General features: G+C 40.8%; 19 protein-coding genes. 9 read left to right on the forward strand and 10 right to left on the reverse strand.

Annotated features, from left to right (window positions below; genetic code table 11):
- Positions 1-7: 7 nt before the first annotated feature.
- Both E0H87_RS09030 and E0H87_RS09035 read left to right on the forward strand, forming a co-directional pair.
- Positions 8-1,033: a class I SAM-dependent methyltransferase gene (locus tag E0H87_RS09030; protein ID WP_131323270.1), complete on the forward strand. Its 1,026-nt coding sequence runs from the start codon at positions 8-10 to the stop codon at positions 1,031-1,033.
- 9 nt (positions 1,034-1,042) lie between these two features.
- Positions 1,043-2,506, forward strand: coding sequence for an amino acid permease (locus E0H87_RS09035; RefSeq protein ID WP_131323271.1), 1,464 nt, complete (start codon positions 1,043-1,045; stop codon positions 2,504-2,506).
- A 381-nt stretch (positions 2,507-2,887) separates the two neighbouring features.
- Here E0H87_RS09035 and E0H87_RS09040 read toward each other — a convergent pair whose 3' ends face one another.
- Positions 2,888-3,574, reverse strand: coding sequence for a YggS family pyridoxal phosphate-dependent enzyme (locus E0H87_RS09040; RefSeq protein ID WP_131323272.1), 687 nt, complete (start codon positions 3,572-3,574; stop codon positions 2,888-2,890).
- A gap of 123 nt (positions 3,575-3,697) precedes the next feature.
- On the opposite strand from E0H87_RS09040, the gene E0H87_RS09045 reads away from it, so the two are divergent.
- Both E0H87_RS09045 and E0H87_RS09050 read left to right on the forward strand, forming a co-directional pair.
- Positions 3,698-4,735, forward strand: coding sequence for a type IV pilus twitching motility protein PilT (locus tag E0H87_RS09045; protein WP_131323273.1), 1,038 nt, complete (start codon positions 3,698-3,700; stop codon positions 4,733-4,735).
- Between the two features lie 29 nt (positions 4,736-4,764).
- Positions 4,765-5,883 carry a PilT/PilU family type 4a pilus ATPase gene (locus tag E0H87_RS09050; protein ID WP_131323274.1) on the forward strand — a complete coding sequence of 373 codons (1,119 nt, stop codon included), beginning with the start codon at positions 4,765-4,767 and terminating at the stop codon, positions 5,881-5,883.
- Between the two features lie 148 nt (positions 5,884-6,031).
- Here the strand turns inward: E0H87_RS09050 and omp38 are convergent, their stop codons facing one another.
- A complete protein-coding gene (gene omp38 / locus E0H87_RS09055) occupies positions 6,032-7,072 on the reverse strand; it encodes an outer membrane protein Omp38 (protein ID WP_131323275.1) in 1,041 nt (346 codons plus the stop codon).
- A 376-nt stretch (positions 7,073-7,448) separates the two neighbouring features.
- Between omp38 and E0H87_RS09060 the strand changes: the two genes are divergently transcribed.
- The 3 genes from E0H87_RS09060 to E0H87_RS09070 all read left to right on the forward strand — a co-directional run bounded on the left by E0H87_RS09060 (position 7,449) and on the right by E0H87_RS09070 (position 9,828).
- Positions 7,449-7,967, forward strand: a complete 519-nt coding sequence (locus E0H87_RS09060; RefSeq protein WP_131323276.1) for a GspH/FimT family pseudopilin — start codon at positions 7,449-7,451, stop codon at positions 7,965-7,967.
- A gap of 101 nt (positions 7,968-8,068) precedes the next feature.
- Complete coding sequence (locus E0H87_RS09065; RefSeq protein ID WP_131323277.1) at positions 8,069-9,244, forward strand: thiolase family protein; 1,176 nt, start codon at positions 8,069-8,071, stop codon at positions 9,242-9,244.
- Between the two features lie 143 nt (positions 9,245-9,387).
- On the forward strand, positions 9,388-9,828 hold the full coding sequence (locus E0H87_RS09070) for a VOC family protein (protein WP_131323278.1): 441 nt from the start codon (positions 9,388-9,390) through the stop codon (positions 9,826-9,828).
- Positions 9,829-9,878: 50 nt separating this feature from the next.
- Here E0H87_RS09070 and E0H87_RS09075 read toward each other — a convergent pair whose 3' ends face one another.
- From E0H87_RS09075 to E0H87_RS09100, 6 genes are all read right to left on the reverse strand, one after another.
- A complete protein-coding gene (locus E0H87_RS09075; RefSeq protein WP_165493951.1) occupies positions 9,879-11,306 on the reverse strand; it encodes a hypothetical protein in 1,428 nt (475 codons plus the stop codon).
- A gap of 99 nt (positions 11,307-11,405) precedes the next feature.
- Positions 11,406-11,891: a DUF934 domain-containing protein gene (locus tag E0H87_RS09080; RefSeq protein WP_131323280.1), complete on the reverse strand. Its 486-nt coding sequence runs from the start codon at positions 11,889-11,891 to the stop codon at positions 11,406-11,408.
- On the reverse strand, positions 11,884-13,527 hold the full coding sequence (locus E0H87_RS09085) for a nitrite/sulfite reductase (protein ID WP_131323281.1): 1,644 nt from the start codon (positions 13,525-13,527) through the stop codon (positions 11,884-11,886). The genes E0H87_RS09080 and E0H87_RS09085 overlap by 8 nt, the downstream gene beginning before the upstream one ends.
- A 284-nt stretch (positions 13,528-13,811) precedes the next feature.
- Positions 13,812-16,202, reverse strand: coding sequence for a glucose/quinate/shikimate family membrane-bound PQQ-dependent dehydrogenase (locus tag E0H87_RS09090; protein WP_131323282.1), 2,391 nt, complete (start codon positions 16,200-16,202; stop codon positions 13,812-13,814).
- A gap of 130 nt (positions 16,203-16,332) precedes the next feature.
- Positions 16,333-17,574 (reverse strand): carbohydrate porin, encoded by a 1,242-nt coding sequence (locus E0H87_RS09095; protein WP_131323283.1) that lies wholly within the window; start codon positions 17,572-17,574, stop codon positions 16,333-16,335.
- 126 nt (positions 17,575-17,700) lie between these two features.
- Positions 17,701-18,819, reverse strand: a complete 1,119-nt coding sequence (locus E0H87_RS09100; RefSeq protein ID WP_131323284.1) for a CaiB/BaiF CoA transferase family protein — start codon at positions 18,817-18,819, stop codon at positions 17,701-17,703.
- A gap of 210 nt (positions 18,820-19,029) precedes the next feature.
- Here E0H87_RS09100 and E0H87_RS09105 point away from each other — a divergent pair, with 210 nt between their 5' ends.
- The gene (locus E0H87_RS09105) at positions 19,030-20,040 is read left to right on the forward strand and encodes an AraC family transcriptional regulator (RefSeq protein ID WP_016165386.1); all 1,011 of its coding nucleotides are present in this window, start codon (positions 19,030-19,032) and stop codon (positions 20,038-20,040) included.
- Between the two features lie 39 nt (positions 20,041-20,079).
- On the opposite strand, the gene E0H87_RS09110 is transcribed toward E0H87_RS09105, so the two are convergent.
- Together E0H87_RS09110 and E0H87_RS09115 are read right to left on the reverse strand one after the other, a co-directional pair.
- On the reverse strand, positions 20,080-20,508 hold the full coding sequence (locus E0H87_RS09110) for an NUDIX hydrolase (RefSeq protein ID WP_131323285.1): 429 nt from the start codon (positions 20,506-20,508) through the stop codon (positions 20,080-20,082).
- Positions 20,509-20,510: 2 nt separating this feature from the next.
- Positions 20,511-21,050 carry a shikimate kinase gene (locus E0H87_RS09115; protein WP_131323286.1) on the reverse strand — a complete coding sequence of 180 codons (540 nt, stop codon included), beginning with the start codon at positions 21,048-21,050 and terminating at the stop codon, positions 20,511-20,513.
- A 188-nt stretch (positions 21,051-21,238) separates the two neighbouring features.
- On the opposite strand from E0H87_RS09115, the gene E0H87_RS09120 reads away from it, so the two are divergent.
- Positions 21,239-22,444, forward strand: a complete 1,206-nt coding sequence (locus tag E0H87_RS09120) for an acetyl-CoA C-acetyltransferase (RefSeq protein ID WP_131323287.1) — start codon at positions 21,239-21,241, stop codon at positions 22,442-22,444.
- Positions 22,445-22,713: the final 269 nt, after the last annotated feature.

Raw genomic sequence — 22,713 nt, forward strand, 5'->3', positions numbered from 1 at the left:
AAATAAGATGGATCCAAGAAGTGAAGTTGTTCTTCGCCAGCTAGCGTTCCTCTCTGGTTCAGTTCTATTGGTTAATGCACCGTGCGATGAATTAAATTCAGAACTCGCAGGGACAGTTGAAACCCATTTTTGGACATGGAACTTTAACGAATTACAATATTTTGAGGCTCAACAAAGCCGTGTACATTTTGGCACAGATTTGCCAGAGGCTGGTTTTGAACAGGCCATCGTTTTTGTCCCTAAATCAAAAGAACTACTCAACTATGTGCTACACCAACTGGTCGGTCGTATGGCTGTAGGTTCTTCCATCTTCTTAGTTGGTGAAAAGAAAGGTGGTGTGGAACGTGCAGCAAAACAACTGCAACCTTTTGGTAAAAGTCTTAAATTAGACAGTGCCCGACACTGTCAAATGTGGCAATTGGTTACAGATAAAACCGTTACAACCAAACCTTTAGCCGACTGGGCGCAACAGTACAGCGTGCCGACACCCAAAGGTGAATTACAGATTTGTGCCTTGCCGGGTGTATTTAGCCAGAACCGCTTAGATGTCGGTACAGCCGTGTTATTACCGTACCTTTCACAAGTCACCTCTGGCAAAATTGCCGACTTTGGCTGCGGTGCGGGTATTATCAGCGCTTATTTAGCCAAGTTGAATCCGAAAAACCGTATTTTTTCTCTAGATGTTGATGCCTTTGCATTGGCTTCTACAAAAATGACCTTTGAAAAAAATAATCTTTTACCAGAACAACTTGAGATTAAAGCCGTCCGTGGCATTGAGGATGCACCTCTCTTTTTGCACGCAATCGTCAGTAATCCCCCATTCCATCAAGGCATTCATACAGATTACAATGCCAGCGAAAATTTATGCAAAACTTCCCGTCGTCATCTGAAATCAGATGGTGAATTGTGGATTGTTGCCAATCGCTTTTTGAATTACCCATTACTTATTGAGCAAAGTTTTGGTCAATGTACAACCAAAGCCGATCAACAAGGCTTTAAAGTGCTGTTTGCCAGCACACAAAAGAAATCTTAAGGAACAACGATGAGCGAAACGACTCAACCAGCTCAACTCAAGCGTAAGCTTGGAGCTCGTCATCTGAATATGATCGCCATTGGTGGTTCTATTGGTACAGGTTTATTTCTTGCCTCAGGTGCAACCATTTCAAATGCTGGCCCAGGCGGTGCGTTACTCGCCTACTGTTTAATTGGCGTAATGATTTACTTCCTTATGACCAGCCTAGGTGAGCTTGCAACCCACAACCCAACGTCAGGTGCATTTTTCACTTATGGTACCAAGTATGTTGAAGGCGGTTTTGGTTTTGCCCTTGGTTGGAACTATTGGTACAACTGGGCAATTACAGTTGCATTTGAATTGGTTGCAGTCCAATTTATTATGAAATTCTGGTTCCCCGATATACCTGGTTTTTACTGGAGTGCCCTGTTTTTAGCCATTGTCTTTGGGATCAATGCATTGACGGTCAAAGGCTTTGGTGAAAGCGAATTCTTCTTCTCATTGGTTAAAGTCCTTGCCATTATTGTGTTTATCATTATTGGTATCTTCATGATTGCTAAAATCATGATGACTCCGGGTGTCGCAACATTCGCGAACTGGAGCAAAGGCGAAGCACCTTTTGTGGGCGGTCTATCGGCGCTAATTGGTGTGGCAATGATTGCGGGGTTCTCGTTCCAAGGTACAGAAATGGTTGGTGTTGCAGCAGGTGAATCTAAAGACCCTCAAAAAACCATTCCAATTGCCATCAAGCAAATTTTTTGGCGTATCTTGTTATTTTATGTGGTGTGTATTTTTATTATTGGCACCCTCATTTCCTATGATGATCCATTGCTTCTACAAGCGGCTTCATCTGAAAATATTGCGCTGTCTCCTTTTACCTTACTCTACGAAAAAGCAGGTTTTGCCTTTGCTGCGAGTGCAATGAATGCCGTGATTTTAACTGCGATTCTTTCAGCAGGGAACTCAGGTATGTATACCTCAACTCGTATGCTGTTTAACATGGCACAGAATAGCAGTGCACCTAAAGTATTTGGCAAACTTGACCCACGTGGCGTGCCAATGAATGCGCTTTTTGCAACAACAGCAATTGCTGCGCTGTGCTTCTTAACCACCTTTATTGGTGAAGAGCAAGTATTTAACTGGCTACTGAATATGTCAGGTATGTGCGGTTTTATTGTTTGGTTAGGCATTGCCGTTTCACACTATCGCTTCCGTAAAGGCTACATTGCTCAAGGGCATAAAATCGAAGACCTCGCCTATCGTGCAAAATTCTTCCCTTTTGCACCTTGGTTTGCATTTATTCTTTGTTCCATTGTGGTCCTTGGTCAGAACTACCAAGCGGTACTGCATGGTGAATGGCTATCAGTTTTATCCACCTATATTGGTATTTTCTTATTCTTGGTGATTTGGCTGGGCTATAAATGGAAATACAAAACCAAGTTGATTTCTTATCAAGACATGGATGTTAGCCCAATGAATATAGAGCGAGAATAATCTCCTTATTCAAAAAAACAGCCTTCGGGCTGTTTTTTATTTCTTCAATTTCGCGCACACAATCAACTCCAACTGCATACAAACTCAAGCTTATATAATCGCAGTGAACACAGATGAATTGCTGAATCTTACAATCAGATCGTCAATATACACACCGCATATTTCAAACTAAAAAGCCCCGACTTCCTGTCGAGGCTTTATTAGATTCTTACTGCGGTATAACTCCTGTCGTACCTTTTGCATCCGTTCTACACTGTTATTATTATTTTAAAGAAACATCCTGTTCCTGATAAATTCATCATACAAATAAATCTATGAGATTGTGAGACGTCATAAAGATCAAATGCTGTCAGCCAAAACCTACAAAAAAGACCGCTTAAATCATTTTGAATAATCCCGAGCACCAAATAGTGCCGTCCCAATCCGTACCATGGTTGAACCTGCTGCAATCGCATCCTCTAAATCCCCCGACATCCCCATACTTAAAGTATCCCAGTCTTCAGGATGTGCATGTAATACTGTAACTGCCTCAAACAACTTTTGAGCATCGAATAAAGCAGCCACATGATTCGGTGCAGGAATCACCATAATACCCCGTAATCTTAAATGTGGAAGCTGGCTAATCTTTTGAACCAACTCAGCAACTTCTTCTGGCTGACAACCGTCTTTACTGTCCTGCCCATCAATATTGACCTGCAAGCAAATATTCAAAGGGGGCTGTGAGTCTAAACGCTGACTCGATAAACGCTCAGCAATAATTAAACGATCCACCCCATGTACCCAAGCAAATTTTTCCGCCAGATGCTTGGTCTTATTCCGTTGTACATGCCCAATAAAATGCCATTCAATCTCTAAATCTGCTAAAGTCTCAATCTTTTCAAGCGCTTCTTGTAAATAATTTTCACCAAACTCACGCTGTCCTGTGGCATACATCTCACGCAATACTTCACTTGGATGAGTTTTCGATACCGCAAGCAATTGCACAGTCCCAGCCTGACGTCCTGCATGTAAACACGCAGCCTCAATTTGTTCTAAAACTTGATTTCGCGACTCTTTCAAACTATTCATTGACGATATTCTCATTTCATTCATCTTTTTTTACGTTCAAGCGACTCTAACTGTTGGTTAAGCGGCAGGAAAGCCTTATTATTCTATCAAAATAATTAAGATTTATATGATCTCGGGGAATTCATGGACATTACAGAATTATTGGCTTTTTCTGCAAAAAACGGGGCTTCTGACTTACACTTATCTGCGGGTATGCCACCAATGATTCGCGTAGATGGTGAAGTACGTCGCATTAACTTACCAGCTTTAGAACATAAAGAAGTACACAAACTGGTGTACGACATCATGAATGACAAACAACGTCGTGACTTTGAAGAACAATTGGAAACTGACTTTTCCTTCGAAGTCCCAAGTATCGCACGTTTCCGTGTCAACGCATTTAACCAAAACCGCGGCGCTGGCGCAGTATTTCGTACCATTCCTTCAAAAGTCCTCACCATGGATGACTTAGGTTTAGGACAAACATTTAAAGAGCTTTGTGAATTACCACGTGGTTTAGTATTAGTCACAGGTCCAACGGGTTCGGGTAAATCGACCACGTTAGCGGCAATGATTGACTATATTAACGACAAACGTTATGACCATATTTTAACTGTCGAAGATCCAATCGAATTTGTACACCAATCCAAAAAATGCCTGATTAACCAACGTGAAGTACATCGTGATACACATGGCTTTAACGAAGCTCTACGTTCTGCATTACGTGAAGACCCAGACATTATTTTGGTTGGTGAGATGCGTGACCTTGAAACTATTCGCCTAGCGCTAACCGCTGCAGAAACAGGTCACTTAGTTTTCGGTACACTGCATACTACTTCTGCAGCGAAAACCATTGACCGTGTGATTGACGTATTCCCTGCTGAAGAAAAAGATATGGTTCGTGCCATGCTGTCAGAATCATTACAAGCGGTTATCTCACAAACACTCTTAAAGAAAAATGGCGGTGGCCGTGTCGCCGCACATGAAATCATGATTGGTATCCCAGCTATTCGTAACTTAATTCGTGAGAACAAAGTTGCACAAATGTACTCTGCAATCCAAACAGGTGCTAACTATGGTATGTCTACCTTAGACCAAAGCCTCAAAACACTGGTATCTAAAGGCATCATTAGTCCGCAAACAGCACGTACTGTTGCTAAACAACCAGAATCATTCTTATAAGAATATCAAAACGGAATTAGGATAAGGTTATGGACTTTAACGACTTACTCAATCTCATGATTCAACAACAAGCATCTGACCTTTTCGTCACAGCCGAAGTTGAACCATCCATGAAAATTAATGGTCAAATTGTTCCTGTTGCAAAAACCAAGTTAACAGGTGAAATTGTTGGTCAACTCTTAAATTCAATTATGAGTGATAAACAACGCAAAGAATTTGCGGATACACGCGAATGCAACTTCGCAATTATGAATCGTGACAAGACAGCACGTTTTCGTGTCAGTGCATTCCAGCAACGCGACCAACCAGGCATGGTATTACGTCGTATTGAAACCCAAATTCCAACCATGGATGAACTTAAACTTCCTCCTGTGTTGAAAGATTTAGCCATGACCAAACGCGGCATCATTATCTTTGTTGGCGCAACGGGTACTGGTAAATCGACCTCTTTGGCTTCAATTATTGGTTATCGCAACCAAAACTCAAAGGGTCATATTATTACCATTGAAGATCCGATCGAATTTATTCACGAACATGCAGGCTGTATTATTACCCAGCGCGAAGTGGGTATCGATACTGATTCCTTTGAAATTGCGTTGAAGAATACTTTACGTCAAGCACCTGATGTTATTCTGATTGGTGAGATTCGTTCACGTGAAACGATGGACTACGCAATTGCTTTCGCAGAAACAGGACATTTGGTTTTTGCAACCCTGCATGCTAACAATGCTAACCAAGCGATTGACCGTATTATTCACTTCTTTGAAGCAGACCGTCATGGCCAATTGTTTATGGATTTATCCTTAAACCTAAAAGCCATGGTTGCACAGCAACTTATTCCAACTCCAGATGGTAATTCACGTCGCGCTGCAATTGAGATTTTAATTAACTCCCCTTTAATTTCCGACTTAATTCGTAAAGGTGACATTCATGAAATTAAAGATCTAATGAAGCGTTCACGTGAACTCGGTATGCAAACCTTTGACCAAGCACTTTATGATTTGTATAAAGCTAAGCAAATTACTTATAAAGATGCGTTGAAACATGCCGACTCACCAAATGATTTACGCCTACAAATCAAACTCTCTGAAGAGGGTGCTGATCGTCTCATGAATGCCAGCTCGCATATTACCTTCGATGGTCAGTAAATAGAGACATTATCTAGATTTAAGAAAACGAGCCAATAGGCTCGTTTTTTAATATTTAATATAAGCCAAAGACTTCATTATTTTTATATTTTTAAGAACAAAAAAAGCAGCCTTACGGCTGCTTTTTCGAATCAAAATCAATAATTAATTATTGAGCTTGACCAGGTTGTACTGTAACAGTACGGCTACCAGTGATCGTCGCGAATACACGACGGTTCATAGCACGACCTTCTTTAGTTTTGTTGTCAGCAATCGGTTGATCCCAAGCGAAGCCTTGAGTAGACAAACGAGATGCATCTACATTGTATTCATTTACAAGTGCAGATTTAACAGAGTTAGCACGAGCTAAAGATAAACGTTCGTTCAATGCACGTGGACCAGTGTTATCTGTATGACCTTCGATGCGAGCAGTAGCGTTTGGATATTCAACTAACTTCTCAGCAACTTTAGCAATTTCTGGCTTGTATTGATCTTTGATGTTTGATTTGTTTGTATCAAAGAACACACGAAGTTCCATGTTAAGGTCTTCAGTCAATTGCTCAGGAACTGGCTCAACTGGAGCAACTGGTTCAACTTCTACTACTGGTGCAGCAGGTTTCAAGTGACCACCTAGAACAACGTTAAGACCAGCTAAAGCTGTGTAGTTCCAGAAGTCTTCGTCAATATTATAAGTAGCACGAGCTTCAGTACGAAGAGACAATGCATCGTTTAAGCGCCAGAAAGCACCAAGACCTGCATTACCTAAAGTACCTTCTTCTGAATTACCACGTGTACCACGGTTTACGCCATCAAAGTCATATTTGTAGTGACCAGCACCTAGTAATACGTATGGCTTGATTTTGCTATCGTAATTTTTAGTAATCAAATCTGAAGTAGCATAGAAGTTACCATTGATTTGTTTTTGTTTGTATTCAGCACCAGCAGCAGCACCGTCTACGTCGCCTTTAACTTGGTTATATTCAGCCTCGAAACCTAACCATGGTGTTAACTCAACACCTAGTGCAGCACCAACGAACATATCATCTTGTAATTCAGGTCCGTTAGTTAAGTTACCATCTTTTCCGCCATTATTGTGTTGGCTGTCTTGGAAAGTATAACCAAGCATTAATGGAGTAATGGTTACACCAGCATTAGCAGCAGCTAAAGGTGCAGCAACGAGCATCGCTAAAGCAATACGACTCATTTTCATGGATTTATCCTCCAGAGATAAACAATTGTTGTTCAAGCTAAGCCTAAAATTTTAGCTATCCTGAGATAGGCTTTTTTAAATACCCCAGTTTTATTTTTAAGCTACTCATCTTGAATAATACAAACACTGAGTTCGTTTGTCCAAGTGTTTGATAATTTTAATCAAGTAAATTATTGACAAAATTACTTACAATTTCAGTTGTAGTTCAGTAAATTTATAATCTCTTGCTTTTTAAGAATAGCTTATTGTCACTTGCGTTTCACTATAGCATTTTCTTATTCGCTGAGAAACACATTTTTCATTATAAAATGAATAAAAAACAAGACATTAATATTCATTATTAACTTAAAAAATACAAACACTTAGGTTATTTTATATGCACCTCCATAAATATATGGCTTATACATTAGTAGAACTTGTTATTACAATATTAGTTTTGTCAATACTTGTTACGCTTGCTTTGCCTTATTACCATGAAATCAAAGCAAATCAAGAACGTAGAATAATTTCCAGACAAGTCTTAGCGAGTATACAGCTCGCAAAACAGCATGCGGCTATACATCATACCAATGTTGTCATGTGCTCATCAAAAGACATGCAAAACTGCAATGAGGCGATGTGGGAACAAGGTTTTATTTTATTTCTCGATTCAAACCAAAATAGGCAAGTCGATTTAAATGAGACCTTAATCACACAAGAACGTACCGACTTGTCCTACGGTACATTAAACTGGCGTGGCACCTTGCGCTTCCCAAGCCTGAATTTCATGGCTGAACATGGTCTGCCCATCGGCTCAAATGGCAGTTTTTATTACTGTTCGTCAACGGTAAAAAATATGAAAATTATCCTGAATAAAATGGGCCATTCTCGCAGCATTGACCTCAGCAATTGTTGAAAACCGATGAGTCAACCGCAAAAGCAACATCTAATTTGCAGTTTTCAATATACTGCATGGGATTGAACAATAACCAATTATACTCGTTCGGAGATATATCAATGACTGATATCGTGATTGTAAATGGCGCACGTACTGCAATGGGCGGTTTTCAAGGAAGTTTATCTGGTCTAACAGCACCAGAACTCGGTGCAACAACAATTAAGGAAGCCATTGCTCGTGCTGGCCTACAACCAACCGATGTAGAAGAAGTCATTATGGGCTGCGTTTTACCTGCGGGTCTTAAACAAGGCCCTGCCCGCCAAGCGATGCGTCAAGCAGGTTTACCAGATTCAACAGGTGCCGTTACAATCAATAAATTATGTGGTTCAGGCATGAAAGCGGTCATGCAGGCTGCTGATATGATTAAAGCGGGTTCTGCTGAAATTGTGGTTGCAGGTGGTATGGAATCTATGACCAATGCACCGTATGTATTGACCAAAGCACGTGCGGGTTACCGTATGGGGCATGGCGAAGTTAAAGATCATATGTTCCTTGATGGCCTAGAAGATGCTGAAACTGGCCGTTTAATGGGTTCATTTGCACAAGATATGGCCAATACCCGTGGCTATACACGTGAGCAAATGGATGCATTTGCAATTCGTTCATTACAACGTGCACAAACTGCGGTCAACGAAGGCTACTTTGCTGATGAAATTGTCCCTGTGACCGTTTCAACACGTAAAGGTGATGTTGTCATCGATAAAGATGAGCAACCATTTAATGCCAATATCGATAAAATTCCTACATTGCGTCCAGCATTTGCAAAAGACGGTACGATTACTGCTGCAAATGCAAGTTCAATCTCTGATGGCGCATCAGCACTGGTTTTAACTTCAGCCGACAATGCAGCAAACAAGGGCTTAACACCATTAGCGAAAATTGTTGCTTATGCATCAAACTCTCAACACCCTTCTGAGTTCACAATCGCCCCTGTTGGCGCTATCGAGAAAGTGTTAAAGAAAACTGGTTGGGATGCACAAGAGGTTGACCTTTGGGAAATCAATGAAGCGTTTGCAATGGTGACCATGTGCCCAATGGATGACTTCAAACTTGATCCTGAAAAAGTGAATATCAATGGTGGTGCTTGTGCATTGGGTCACCCAGTCGGTTCAACAGGTTCACGTATTATTTTGACCCTCATTCACGCATTAAAGCGTACTGGCGGTAAGAAAGGGATTGCTGCTTTATGTATCGGTGGTGGTGAAGCAACAGCTGTTGCGATTGAACTTCTGTAAGCTTCAATCCTTTACAACGATCCATTCTTGAACAAAAAATCCTTCTTAATGGAGGATTTTTTATGCTTACACTTTTGTATTATTCTTTTTTCTTGAAGCTGATAAATTAAAAACCTCAAAAAACAACAATGGAAAATAGAACAATGCAACTCAACCATTATCTCAATTTCCAAGGTGAAGCCGAAGCTGCCTTTAATTTTTATAAGTCTGTGTTCGGTGGTGAGTTTGCCATGCTAAAACGTTACGGTGAAATGCCCTCTGATGGAAAATCCCAACTCAGTGATACCGAAAAAAATTATCTTCTTCATGTGTCCTTACCGATTAATGAATTTACAATCCTGATGGCTTCCGATACCACTGAACAATTTTGTGCAGCCAATAGTCCTTTTATTAAAGGCACCAATCACTACATTTCAATAAATTTAGAAAAACATGAACAAGCAGAGGCCCAACGCTTATATGAAGCCCTCTCACAAAATGGTCAGATCGAAATGCCCTTAGAAAAAACCTTTTGGGGTGCTCTTTATGCCGCATTTACCGATCAGTTTGGTGTGAAGTGGATGGTGAATTGCCAACTTGAATAACAATAGATGAATCTAAAGGAAAACCTTATGAATCAATATCATGAGGTTTTTCAATCATTTTTAATGTTTAGCGTCTGTTCTAATATCTTTCGAACATTCTGCCCTTCGAATATTTTAGGATAACTGAGAATCATGTTGGGTAAGACCTGTTCCAAATACTGCTTTTGCCGTAGTGACCAATTCGGCGGATATACCTCATCATCTATACGCCAAAGCTGACGTTGCACATGTGTATCATAAATATTCTGTTCTTTTAACTCCCGAATGGAATTCCACTGTAAAGCATACCAATACAGTTGCTCCCATCGATTATAACCATCTGCTAATTCTAAATGCAGCAATAACGGGATAGATTCGTCGAATAAAGCAACTACATTTTCAAGCTCAGTTAAACTTAATTTCTGATCTAAAAGTCTTTTAGCCTTCAAAAAACCATGTAATGTCAACTTTTGCTGAATGTTTTGATAATAATTAAGAAATTGCTCAAAATTAATGTATTTTCTTTTCAATGCAAATTTCATAATTGCCTGTGATATGACTTGATTATCCAAAGCATGAATCATCTTAATAAATTCAGCCAGTGAGCCTTGTCGAATCACCCATTGATAAGCTCTTAAGCGTAAAGACTTTTGAGATAAAGACTCAAACGGATGTTGTTGAAAATACTGATCAAAATTAAAATGCATTTGCCGTAATGCAAAATCAGCAAAGTCCATCACAGCCAAATAAGGACTATGCCAAACCTCAATTAAATCATTTACTGATAAAACATTTTTGTACCATAAAGCATTAAACAGTGTGTACTGCACATCTTTTTGCTGGCTGTTTTTTAATATAGATACCAACTGCTGTTCCGTACCTGTCCGCAATATATAATCTAACCAATGTTTTCGAACCAACTGATCATTAGACTGCCTGCACAGCTGTATCAATTCCTCCTCTTCTAACCATTGGTATTCCACGGTAAATGCTAAAATAGCTCGAGGAAGACGACCTTGCGTTTGCGTTAAATTTTCCGTCAGATAAGGCTTATTTTGCCGAATACCCTCTAACAGCAAATGAAAAATTTCTGGATTAACCCGCAACCGTTTTTGCAATGCAGTAATTTCAAGAAAATATTGTATACATAACCCTGGATACTCTGGGCGTATTGACCAACGTTTTACATGTTCAATAGCCAATTTCTGGTTAATTTCAACATAGTCATTTAAACGCCATAGCAAATGGGGAAATAATTCTGATTCGAAACAATCTCTTAGATCTTGCAATACTTCTTGGCGAATATAACCATCGTAACTCCTTAATCGCAATAATGACTTTTCAAATTCAGATAGGTTTGACTCAACATAATAATATTGATAATGACTGCTATTCTTTAAATGATCTGAATCCAAAACAACCACTTCTGCATTATTTTCTAGTTTGATAGGTTCAACTTTTTTGGAGGACAGCAGCTTTACTAAAAATTTCCACATCATTGATCTTTATCAGCTCTGATTTTTTAACACTAATAACATATTTTTATTTTCATACAGTAAAAAGCCTCCATCTAAGGAGGCTTTTTTAAACTGATGGACTTAAGCCCCAGTTTGATAGCTTGCTTGGGCAACCGCAGTGGATGCTTGATACGGATGTCTAAAATCATTTAAACCTGACGCAGCTTCCTGAATATCTTTACCTTCTTTAATCACGAAAGTATCGAAACCCGAACGCTTCATATAGTTTAAGACATCCTTAAACACATCACCTGTCGCACGTAATTCACCTTGGAAACCTTGGCGACGCAACAGTGCAGCAAATGAATAACCACGACCATCGTTGAAACCCGCAAAATCAATAAAGATTGCATCTAACTGATCTAAAGGAAATTCATTCACTTCAGGAGAAGCATCCACTGTAATGAATAATGCTTTTTTACCCGTAATATTGGCAAGTTGATCTAACTGATCAACAGTTAACACCACATCACCTTGCGGTAATACAGCATCTTCGCCAATGAATTGATAAGTATTGTCTGCCACTGTGCCATCTTTAGAGAGCACTTGAAGTGCGGTATTAAGCATAAGCACGCTCCTTGAATGGTTGAATGCCAACACGGCGATAAGTTTCAATAAACTCTTCACCTTCTTGACGTAAATCAAGATAGGTATTCAAAATTTCTTCAATGATGTCAGGTACAACTTCTGCTGCAAATGATGGCCCTAAGATGTCACCAATCGAAGCATCATGGTCTGCATTACCGCCTAAAGTAATTTGGTAGAATTCAGCACCTTTTTTATCGACACCTAAAATACCAATATTACCCACGTGGTGATGACCACAAGCATTCATACAACCTGAAATGTTCAAGTCGATATGACCCAGATTGTAAACGGTATCTAGGTCATCAAAACGACGTGAAATTGCTTCAGAAATTGGAATTGATTTCGCATTTGCCAATGAACAGAAGTCACCGCCTGGGCAGCAGATAATATCGGTAATAAAACCGATATGCGCACGCGCCAAGTCGTGTTGTTCAAGGGTTTGCCACAATTCAAACAAGTCTTTCTGAGGTACATCGACCAACGAAATGTTTTGTTCATGCGTAGTACGTAATTCACCAAAGGTATATTTGTCTGCAAGGTCTGCAATCAAATTCATTTCTTCAGTGGTCACGTCGCCCGGTGCAATACCTGCACGCTTCAGCGAAATGGTCACCACACGGTAGCCTGTCACTTTATGTGCATTGGTATTAATGTTGAACCATTGTTTGAACTTAGGATGTTCAACAAATAATGCTGTGAAGTCTTCATCCGCCAATTGTTGGTAGGCAAATGGAGTAAATTCTTCATCTAATTTTGCTAAAGTTTCAGCATCTACTTTTAATGTTTGAATTGTGTGAGCAAATTCCGCTTCCACTTTCTCAGCAAACACTGCAGGCGTTAATGCTTTGACTAAAATTTTGATACGAGCTTTATACTTGTTGTCACGGCGACCATGTAGATTATAGACACGCAGTACCGCTTCAAGATAAGCAATCAAATCTTCACGAGGCAACCATTCTTTGATGATTGAACCAATGATTGGTGTACGACCTAGACCGCCACCCACTTTGATTTTATAACCGATCTCGCCTGCCTCATTTTTCACGATATATACACCGATATCGTGGAATGAAGTCGCAGCACGATCCACTTCTGCTAAAGCAGACACTGCAATTTTGAACTTACGTGGTAAGAAGGCAAATTCAGGGTGGAAGGTTGACCATTGACGAATCAATTCACACGTTGGACGTGGGTCTGCAACTTCACCCGCAACTACACCTGCGTATTGGTCAGTTGTGGTGTTACGAATACAGTTACCTGAAGTTTGAATTGCATGCATCTGCACAGTTGCCAATTCGGCAAGCATGTCAGGTACATTTTCAAGTGCAGGCCAGTTAAACTGAATGTTTTGACGTGTTGACACGTGTGCATAACCACGGTCATATTCTTTCGCCAATTCCGCAACCTTGCGTAACTGCATAGAGCTCATCAAACCATAAGGAACAGCAATACGTAACATCGGCGCATAGCGTTGTACGTATAAACCATTTTGGAGACGTAGCGGACGGTATTCATCTTCAGTGAGTTTACCCGCTAAATAACGTTCCGTTTGGTCACGGAACTGTGCAACACGTTCATTGATCAGTTGCTGATCAAAATCAGTATATAAATACATGGCGTACAGCTAGTAGTTTCATTATAACGGCTCACAGCATAACGATATTTAAACTATCAACAAAACGCGTTTTTTACATATTTAATAGCGGTTTTATTGATAAGCCTTTTTTGTTTTTCTAAAAGATCCAATCTATAAGGCTTAAGCACTTTTTTAGCTATTTTGGACTTTGTTCTTCTATCTATATCTTATTTATTGCTAACGCTATAAATAGAACCGTCATATCTCAACTCAGACAACAAAAAGCCTGACGAGTCAGGCTTTTTTATAAAAGATGTCGTTAATTATTGCAAAGCATAGGCGACCAAATAATCCCCCATCTTGGTGCCAAAAGAACCATGTCCACCTGCCATGATCACCACGTATTGCTTACCATTGCTTTCATAGGTCATTGGTGTTGCCTGACCACCTGCGGGTAAACGCCCTTCCCATAACTGCTCGCCATTGCTGACGTTAAATGCACGAAGATAATTATCTTGCGTGCCAGCGACAAACATCACATTACCTGCGGTTGAAATTGGACCACCCAAACCAGGTACTCCAATTTTTAAAGGTGGCAGTTGGAACAGTTTTGGCAAACTGTCACGGATAGTCCCAATCCGCTTTTTCCAGACCACTTGATGGGTTTTTAAATCTACACCCGCCACATAGCCCCAAGCTGGTTGCTTACACGGTAAACCGAGTGGAGATAAGAATGCACTGATTTCCACACCATAAGGAACACCATACATTGGTTGCACCCCTTGTTCAGTCCCTGCGCCTTTGGCCGTTTCTTTACGATTCGGATCTGCGGGAATTAAACGGCTGACAAAAGGCAATCCGATTGGATTCATAACAGCAACTTGACGATCTGCATTCACCGACATGCCACCCCATTCAAATACGCCTAAATTCCCGGGGAAGACTAAAGTGCCATTTTCAGAAGGTGGGGTGTAAATACCGTCATAATTCAAACGATGGAAATAAACCCGACAAACTAACTGATCAAACATGGTCGCACCCCACATGTCTTTATCTTTTAACTTGTCTTGAGGTGCCAGATTTAAATCAGAAAATGGTTGAGTTGCCGAATAGTGTTCGCCTTGGGTTTGTGGCCCGTGTTTCACTGTTTGAGGAACTGCGCGCTCGTTTATAGGCACGATCGCTTTGCCTGTACGTCGGTCTAGTACAAAGACATTGCCTGTTTTGGTTAACACATAAATCGCTGGAACAGTTTTTCCAGTGGTATCTTGAATATCTGCCAAAGAAGGTTGCGCTGGCACATCCATATCCCATAAATCATGATGCGTGGTTTGAAAATGCCAAACCAACTTGCCTGTACTGGCATTAATGGCCAACATCGAATTGGCATAACGCTCTTTTAACTCAGTACGATCTCCACCCCAAATATCGGGGGTTCCCACTCCTGTTGGTACATATACGATATCTAATTTAGAGTCATAAGCTAAAGGCGCCCAAGCATTCGGCGAGTTATGCACAAAAGTGGTACTTTCATTCGGCATGGCATTCGGATTTTGCGCCCCTGTATCAAAGACCCAAAGTAATTCGCCTGTATTCACATCATAGCCACGAATGACGCCAGAAGGCTCTTTGGAAGAGTAGTTATCCGTGACTGAACCCGCAATAACCACCGTTGTACCCGAAATAACCCCTGGCGATGTCGGGTTATAACCCCCTGGATAAGCATAAGGCATAAATTTTTGTAAATTCACTTCGCCTTGCTCACCAAAATCAGAGCAGACTTTGCCTGTATCAGCATTCACAGCCACCAAGCGTCCATCATTGACTGGAACAATCACCTTGCGTGGGCATTCAGCAGAAACCGATTTTCGATTTTGCAAGCTGGTCGCAAACTCGGTTGTATTATTGGCATCGTAATACATTACCCCACGACAGGTGAGATGCTGAAAGGTATGGTCGGCTTTCAGTTTTGGATCAAAACGCCATTTTTCCTTGCCCGTTGCTGGGTCTAAGGCAATTAACCATTGGTGGGTGGTACACATATATAAGTTATTACCCACTTTAATTGGCGTCACTTGATTGGTGGTTTCTCCCGAATCTTTATCTGTTTTGACATCACCTGTACGAAATGTCCAAGCCACTTTCAGATTTTTAACATTTTGATCAGTAATCTGCGTCAAAGGTGAATAGCGTACCCCGCCCTGAGTACGTCCATAAGCAGGCCAATCTTGTTCTGCCACCCCATCAATGGCTTGAGCCGATGCAGGTTGTGGTTGTTGAATGACGCCATTAATTTCTTGGGGATCATTAAAAATGGCATAGACCATAACTGCAATAGCAATCAACAACGTACCCGAAAGTGCAATTTTGCTGCCTTGGACTTGACTCATATTGCGAGTGATTGCAGGAATGAGTAACCATAGACCCAATACCCCCAAAATATCCAGACGAGGTGCGAGAGCCCAAAAATCAGTTCCGACCTCCCATACACTCCATACTATGGTCGCCAGCATCAAGAAACTGTACAGCCATAAAGAGGAACCTTGACTCTTTTTAAGTAAAAAAGCTGATGCCAAAATTAGCAGACCAGCAATCACATAATAGATTGAACCACCGAGTAGAATGAGCCATATCCCCCCAATCAATAGATAGGCAGCAATCACAAGCATCACAATAACGGTAAAGGTTCGCATCGTATTTGATGGGTTACTCATTCCATTCACCTCATTCACTTTATTATTTATCGTTAACTCAGCCATACAGCTAGATTATTTTGTCGTTTGTTACTCTATTTTTATTCGCATTTAAATCATTGATTTGGGAAAGATAGTTTTTCTAACACCGTTAAAATGCGGTTTGAAACTTAATCCCCCCAACCCAAACATTTTCTCCGTTTTTATCCGCACCCACATGTCGAATATATTGAAGATTTGGACGAATCGTTAACCAATTGGTGGCATGTAAACCGTAATACAGCTCGGTGTTATATTCTTCCTCTTGCCCCGTATTTAAATCATCATTGAGATGGATTCGGGCAAATCCCAAGGCAATTTCATCTTTCGGGCGCATATCTAACACACCTGTATAGATCACACCAATATTTTGCATATTGTCGACATTGTTGGTTTTATCATCGTGCACAGTCAGGTTTATAAATCCTGTAAGTCCGCGCTGCGGATCTTGAGCGTGTTGCAGCAATTGTTGTTTTGCGACAACCCACATACCTTGCTTATGAGAGGTCGTGTTAGGATTTTGAATTTCGACTGCATCCGCACTACTGTAATAATAGCCCAGTCGATATTCACCTGTTTTGCCTTGCATACCAACTTTCAGCTGCCAAACCAGCTCTATGGGTACAATGACACCATCAGAACCCGAGGTACTTAAATTAAAACCCTGACTACGCTTTAAATTCTCAGGGTTATATTCATATACCCCTATTTGGCTAAAGAACTCAGGGGAAACTTGATATTTCAGTCTGGCTGCCCACTGACTCACAGGCCAATTAAACCATTGATCCCCCACCCAATTGCCAACTTGAGAGCCGCATAAGGCTAAATTCTGAAAGTCGCAATCGAAACTATTAAAGTCTTCGCCTTCGCCAAAGCGCCCGACTTTAAGGTCTAACTTTTGATTCAAAAACTGTTTTTTAATCCATAGATTGGTTAAACGCCACGTTTGCCCACGCCCCCAGACCTCTTGGGTTGAACTTAAATGCCCATTCAAGGCATCCGACGTTTGTGATAAAGAATGTCCATTCCGTTCAGTAATAATGATTTGTGCTTCGGTGTCTTGCCAGCCCAGTATTTTGTCTAAATCGAAATGACTGCCCAATACGAACTGATCGGCATATTCAGTCCCGTGGCTCGAATGCGTTTTGGCATCCAGTAAAGTGGCCATTTCTCCTGTATAACCCAAGTTAAAGCTATACCCTTGAGTTTGTAATGCAGTTCGAGTGCCCTGCCAATCTCCCAACATCCAAGGACTATCGGCAACAAAAGCCGACTGGGCATATGTCCATGAATTGACACTCAAACCTATTAAACACAACGTGAACAATCCCCTTGAGATTCGGAGTTTTTGCATACCTGCAACCTTTTATAATTATGTAATGCATGTTTAGGTTACGCCTGTTTTTTATGGTTAAAATATAATCTTTTTGTCGTTTTTTGTTAAGTTATTAAAATAGCTTGATTTTATAAAAAGTACAGGCTACCAAGTGCCTGTACCTAATGCTTGCCCCATAAAGTCGTAGCGCATTGCAGAACGAGAAAATTTGATGGGGCATGCCAACTGCGCTTGGGTCTCGGTGGAATGTTCATGTAGTGGAACTTGAACTACCCAATGCCGGTGTTGCGCCAAATCTGAATGCAAAGCTTCATCTAATTTTAAAACAGGTTCTACACAGACATCTTGAGTCGAAAACAGTTGCCGCCACTCTAACAAGGAACGGGTTTTAATTTTTTCCTGTAGAGCGTGTTTGACCTCAACACGATCTTCCGTAAGGAGCGAAGCCCCTTTCTCTAATAAAACTGGCAACTCTAAGAACTGAGCCAAACCCGACATAAATTGCGGCTCTAAACTGCCAATCGAAAGATAACGCCCATCTTGCGTTTCATAGTAATCATAAAAGCTAGCACCGTTCAAAATGCCTGATTCTGGCTGCTGGGTGATATTTCCTGCCAATGCAGCAGCGGCGGCCATACTGTTTAATGCCACCACGCAATCGGTCATGGAAATATCAATATATTGCCCTTTCCCGCTTTGAGTCCGCTCAATCACAGCCGTTAAAATTCCAATCACGGCATGTAAAGAACCACCGGCGATATCCGCCACTTGAATACCTAACGGCGGTGGTCCACTCTGAGTACGACCACTATGCCCCGCAATTCCCGATAAAGCTAAATAGTTAATGTCATGCCCCGCCTTATCTTTATAACTCCCCGTTTGACCATAGCCTGTAATGGAGCAATAAATCAGTCGCGGATTAATTTCTGCCAAAGTGGCATAGTCCAATCCCAGTCGTTGCATGACACCCGGGCGAAATTGCTCCACGACAATATCGTATTGGCTAATCTTTTCCTTAATTGCTGCGATGTTCTGTGGATCTTTTAAATCTAGGGCAATCGATTGCTTATTTCGATTCAAATAAAGATGTGCCGTCGCCTGTCCATGTGCATAAGGTGGAAAAAGACGAATCAAGTCGGGTCGGGTTGGGGATTCCACATGAATCACTTCCGCGCCCATATCCGCTAAATATAAAGTGGCAAATGGACCAGGTAACAATGTTGAAAAATCCAGTACTTTCAATCCCTGTAAAGCATGTTGCATGTTATTTTTACTCTCGAACTCTTATATTTTCATGTATCTTAGAAATATAAAATCAACAAAACAATGTCATGTTCAGCCATTTACCTTGATCATTTCGGCAATTTACCATGTAGAAAGGCAAATTTACCTATTGTAAATTGCCTATAAAAACTTTTTTAGCGTCATTTAGGTCATACGCAAGTGAATACAAAAGAGACTGAAGGATTTAACATGAGCCGCGATACAATCAGTATCCATTTTGTCAATGCGGCTTTGACTGGCGTAAAACGCCTCGGCATGGATGTCGAAACCTTACTTTCGCACGTCGGAATTGAAGCCGAATTGTTACGTCAGCCTAAAGCTCGAATTTCTCCAGAACAATACACACGTTTTGTGAAAATGTTATGGATGGTGACTCAGGATGAGCATATTGGTTTTGATACCCAACCTCGTCGTTTGGGTACGTTTGCCATTATGTGTCAGCTGATCATCCATGCAAAAACCTTAGGTGATGCGCTCGAATTATCCACTCAGTTTTATAAATTGTTTGGTGATGAATGGTGTGTTTCACTCGAACGTGATAAGCATGAAGCTCGCTTAGTCCCACTCATTCCAACTGAAATGGATCCAAATCATTTCATTACCGAAAGTATGCTCATGATTTGGCATGGCTTAGCCTCTTGGCTGATTGAACGTCGCCTCCCTTTAGAGCGCGTGCATTTTGGCTACCCGCGCCCTGCCCATGCAGACGAATATGATGCTCTATTTTTCGCTCCCGTGATGCAGTTTGACATGCCACGTACCGAAATCACCTTTGCGGCGGATTATTTAGATTTACCAATTCGTCAAAATGAAGAAACCTTAGAAGAATTCTTAAAAGCAGCACCTGCACAGCTACTGGTCAAATTCAAAAACACCAACTCTCTCACTTCTCGTATTCGTGAAGTATTGAAGAGCCAAATTGGTGAAGAAATGCCAACGCTGAATGATGTAGCGTCAATGTTATATCTTTCGCCGCAAACTTTACGTCGTCGTTTGGCTGCGGAAGGTAAAAGCTATCAAGGTGTGAAAGATGCATTGCGTCGTGATGCAGCGATTCACTTATTACTCAATCCAAACCTCACATTGGAAGATGTCGCACAGCAAGTTGGTTTCAGTGAAACCAGTACCTTCCACCGTGCATTTAAGAAATGGACAGGTGTAACCCCTGGTTTATACCGTCAATTACATGGTTACCTTTAAACCATAATTATTGAATAGACAGTTTTAATATGAAGCTGTCTATTCTTTACCTAACCACTGTGCTATGCCCTTGGGATAGACAGGATACTGACCTGACACCAATAAGTGTGTATTAACCCACTCAGCGATATAAGTTGAACCATTTGTCTCGCCCCCCTTTATTTCTACTTGGCTATACAAAGTTTTATCAAAAAACTCAGCCTCATAAACAAAAACGATTTCATGCCCTGCTTGACCATCAAAAGTAAATAAATTTTCAAGAATACCCAACAGTTTCGTATGAATAATCTGCTGATTTATTTCTTCTAAAACTTCTCGTTTAACTGCTTCTAAGGAGGTTTCTCCAAATTCAATAGTGCCTCCTATCGGTCTCAAGTAATTTTCATTTTTGCTAGGGTCATGTCCATGAGAAAGCAAAACTTTATCTTGATATCGAAAAATACAAAGTGCCTTTGCTGGAATATGCATCGTTAAACGCTCTTAATTTTCTGTAAAAATTCTGCGGCTTGTTTCGGTGAAGTTAAACGAATAAATTGAATATGCTGATATTGGGGATCATGCATTATCATTTGATATTTTCTTTTATTTCTAGGATATTGCTGAATCAGCCAAACAAAAATCGATTGTTTAGAAAAAAATAGCTTTAAACTCTCTCGATTATTAGAGTTTTCCCATAATTTTCTTTGACTCATAAGATTGAATAAACTCCGTTTCGTTAAGTGAAAAAAATTTCTAGAAAACGAGTAATCCAACCAAACTATGGTATCTATTTTCACCAATTTTAACGACATAGTACGAGTATAATTACCATCTAATACCCAACCACTCGCAGTACTATCCATTTTGTTTTTTAATTTTTCGAAAAACACCTCATCCGTTGGTTCTTGCCAATTATCGAGCCAAAATAAATCATCCATTTCAATATAAGCTAAATCTAATTTCTGTGCTAACTGTCGGGCAAATGTGGTTTTACCTGATGCAGTTGTTCCAACAATATTAATAAATTTCATTTAAATAGATTATTTTTTTATGGTTGCATAGTTTACTGATCAAGCTCCACCTTGATCAAGTTCATATTTCCACATCTCAACTGACCAAAACTATCATGCTGCCTATGTCACTCTTGTCATTGCGCTTCTGCAATTAAGCATTACACTCAAAAAGCAAAAGTCATGAACAAAATACAAGGAATAACGAGATGAGCGAGGCTTACATTATTGATGCAATACGCACGCCACGCGGAAAAGGAAAAAAAGAGGGTTCACTCCATGAGGTGAAACCGATTAGCTTAGTCACAGGATTATTAAAAGAACTACAACAACGCCATCAACTCGACACATCTACAGTCGATGATATCGTTTTAGGCTGTGTTACACCAATTGGTGATCAAGGTGGCGATATTGCCAAAACTGCAGCCATTGCAGCAGGCTGGAACGATGATGTAGCAGGTATGCAAATCAATCGTTTCTGTGCATCGGGTTTAGAAGCGGTGAATTTAGCCGCACAAAAAGTCCGTTCTGGTTGGGAAGATATCGTGGTTGCGGGTGGTGTGGAATCCATGTCACGTGTTCCAATGGGTTCTGATGGTGGCCCTTGGGCGTTAGACCCTGAAACCAACTTAAAATCTTCTTTTGTACCACAAGGTGTGGGTGCTGACCTCATCGCAACTTTAGATGGCTATAGCCGTGCAGATGTCGATGCTTTTGCAGTCGCTTCACAACAAAAGGCCGCTGCTGCTCAAGCAAAAGGTTATTTCAATCAATCAGTGATCCCTGTGAAAGATCATTCAGGGGTCATGATTTTAGAACAAGACGAATTTATCAAAGGCAATACCACCGTTGAAGGCTTGGCAAAACTGAATGCCAGCTTCGAAATGATGGGACAAATGGGCTTTGATGCTGTTGCTTTACAGAAGTATCCAGAAGCGCAAAAAATCAACCATGTCCATCATGCGGGTAACTCATCAGGCATTGTCGATGGAGCTGCGGTAGTATTACTTGCTTCTGAAAAAGCAGTGAAAGAACAAGGTTTAAAACCACGCGCTAAAGTTTTGGCGACTGCACTGGTCGGTACAGACCCAACCATCATGCTCACAGGCCCTGCACCTGCTGCACGTAAGGCGTTAGAAAAAGCAGGTCTAACAATTGATGACATCGACCTGTTCGAAGTGAATGAAGCCTTTGCAGCTGTCGTTATGCGTTTTATTAATGAACTCAATATACCTGCTGAAAAAGTCAACGTAAATGGTGGTGCAATTGCGATGGGGCATCCACTTGGAGCAACAGGCGCAATGATTTTAGGCACGTTACTGGATGAGTTAGAGCGTCAAGGCAAGAAACGTGGTTTAGCAACATTATGTGTGGGTGGTGGTATGGGCATCGCCACCATTATCGAAGTTGTATAAACACCTAACTCTGCCAGAAATGTGATATTCGGAAAGGTCATTCGCAACCTGAGCAAGCTAAAGCGATTATAGCTTTAGCGTAGTGCAAGACAAACGGAGTGCGTAGTTTATGCTAAAGCATAGCTTTGGCCTTGCGGTACGGCAGAGATTATTAATCTCTGCTATTCGTACCTCAGGTTTTGCGAATGACCATGATTTTGCCTACTTTTGCCGAATGAAAAACAACGTTTCGCAAGGTAGGTCGAACCAAAGGTTTATCCAGAAATTAA

The sequence above is a fragment of the Acinetobacter sp. ANC 4178 genome (assembly GCF_004331175.1).
Lineage (GTDB): Bacteria > Pseudomonadota > Gammaproteobacteria > Pseudomonadales > Moraxellaceae > Acinetobacter.

Bases quoted from the DNA above. Each gene is read 5' to 3' on its own strand.
- E0H87_RS09030 (WP_131323270.1), top strand. From the start codon at position 8: ATGGATCCAAGAAGTGAAGTTGTTCTTCGCCAGCTAGCGTTCCTCTCT.
- E0H87_RS09035 (WP_131323271.1), top strand. From the start codon at position 1,043: ATGAGCGAAACGACTCAACCAGCTCAACTCAAGCGTAAGCTTGGAGCT.
- E0H87_RS09040 (WP_131323272.1), bottom strand. From the start codon at position 3,574: ATGAATAGTTTGAAAGAGTCGCGAAATCAAGTTTTAGAACAAATTGAG.
- E0H87_RS09045 (WP_131323273.1), top strand. From the start codon at position 3,698: ATGGACATTACAGAATTATTGGCTTTTTCTGCAAAAAACGGGGCTTCT.
- E0H87_RS09050 (WP_131323274.1), top strand. From the start codon at position 4,765: ATGGACTTTAACGACTTACTCAATCTCATGATTCAACAACAAGCATCT.
- omp38 (WP_131323275.1), bottom strand. From the start codon at position 7,072: ATGAAAATGAGTCGTATTGCTTTAGCGATGCTCGTTGCTGCACCTTTA.
- E0H87_RS09060 (WP_131323276.1), top strand. From the start codon at position 7,449: ATGCACCTCCATAAATATATGGCTTATACATTAGTAGAACTTGTTATT.
- E0H87_RS09065 (WP_131323277.1), top strand. From the start codon at position 8,069: ATGACTGATATCGTGATTGTAAATGGCGCACGTACTGCAATGGGCGGT.
- E0H87_RS09070 (WP_131323278.1), top strand. From the start codon at position 9,388: ATGCAACTCAACCATTATCTCAATTTCCAAGGTGAAGCCGAAGCTGCC.
- E0H87_RS09075 (WP_165493951.1), bottom strand. From the start codon at position 11,306: ATGATGTGGAAATTTTTAGTAAAGCTGCTGTCCTCCAAAAAAGTTGAA.
- E0H87_RS09080 (WP_131323280.1), bottom strand. From the start codon at position 11,891: ATGCTTAATACCGCACTTCAAGTGCTCTCTAAAGATGGCACAGTGGCA.
- E0H87_RS09085 (WP_131323281.1), bottom strand. From the start codon at position 13,527: ATGTATTTATATACTGATTTTGATCAGCAACTGATCAATGAACGTGTT.
- E0H87_RS09090 (WP_131323282.1), bottom strand. From the start codon at position 16,202: ATGAGTAACCCATCAAATACGATGCGAACCTTTACCGTTATTGTGATG.
- E0H87_RS09095 (WP_131323283.1), bottom strand. From the start codon at position 17,574: ATGCAAAAACTCCGAATCTCAAGGGGATTGTTCACGTTGTGTTTAATA.
- E0H87_RS09100 (WP_131323284.1), bottom strand. From the start codon at position 18,819: ATGCAACATGCTTTACAGGGATTGAAAGTACTGGATTTTTCAACATTG.
- E0H87_RS09105 (WP_016165386.1), top strand. From the start codon at position 19,030: ATGAGCCGCGATACAATCAGTATCCATTTTGTCAATGCGGCTTTGACT.
- E0H87_RS09110 (WP_131323285.1), bottom strand. From the start codon at position 20,508: ATGCATATTCCAGCAAAGGCACTTTGTATTTTTCGATATCAAGATAAA.
- E0H87_RS09115 (WP_131323286.1), bottom strand. From the start codon at position 21,050: ATGAAATTTATTAATATTGTTGGAACAACTGCATCAGGTAAAACCACA.
- E0H87_RS09120 (WP_131323287.1), top strand. From the start codon at position 21,239: ATGAGCGAGGCTTACATTATTGATGCAATACGCACGCCACGCGGAAAA.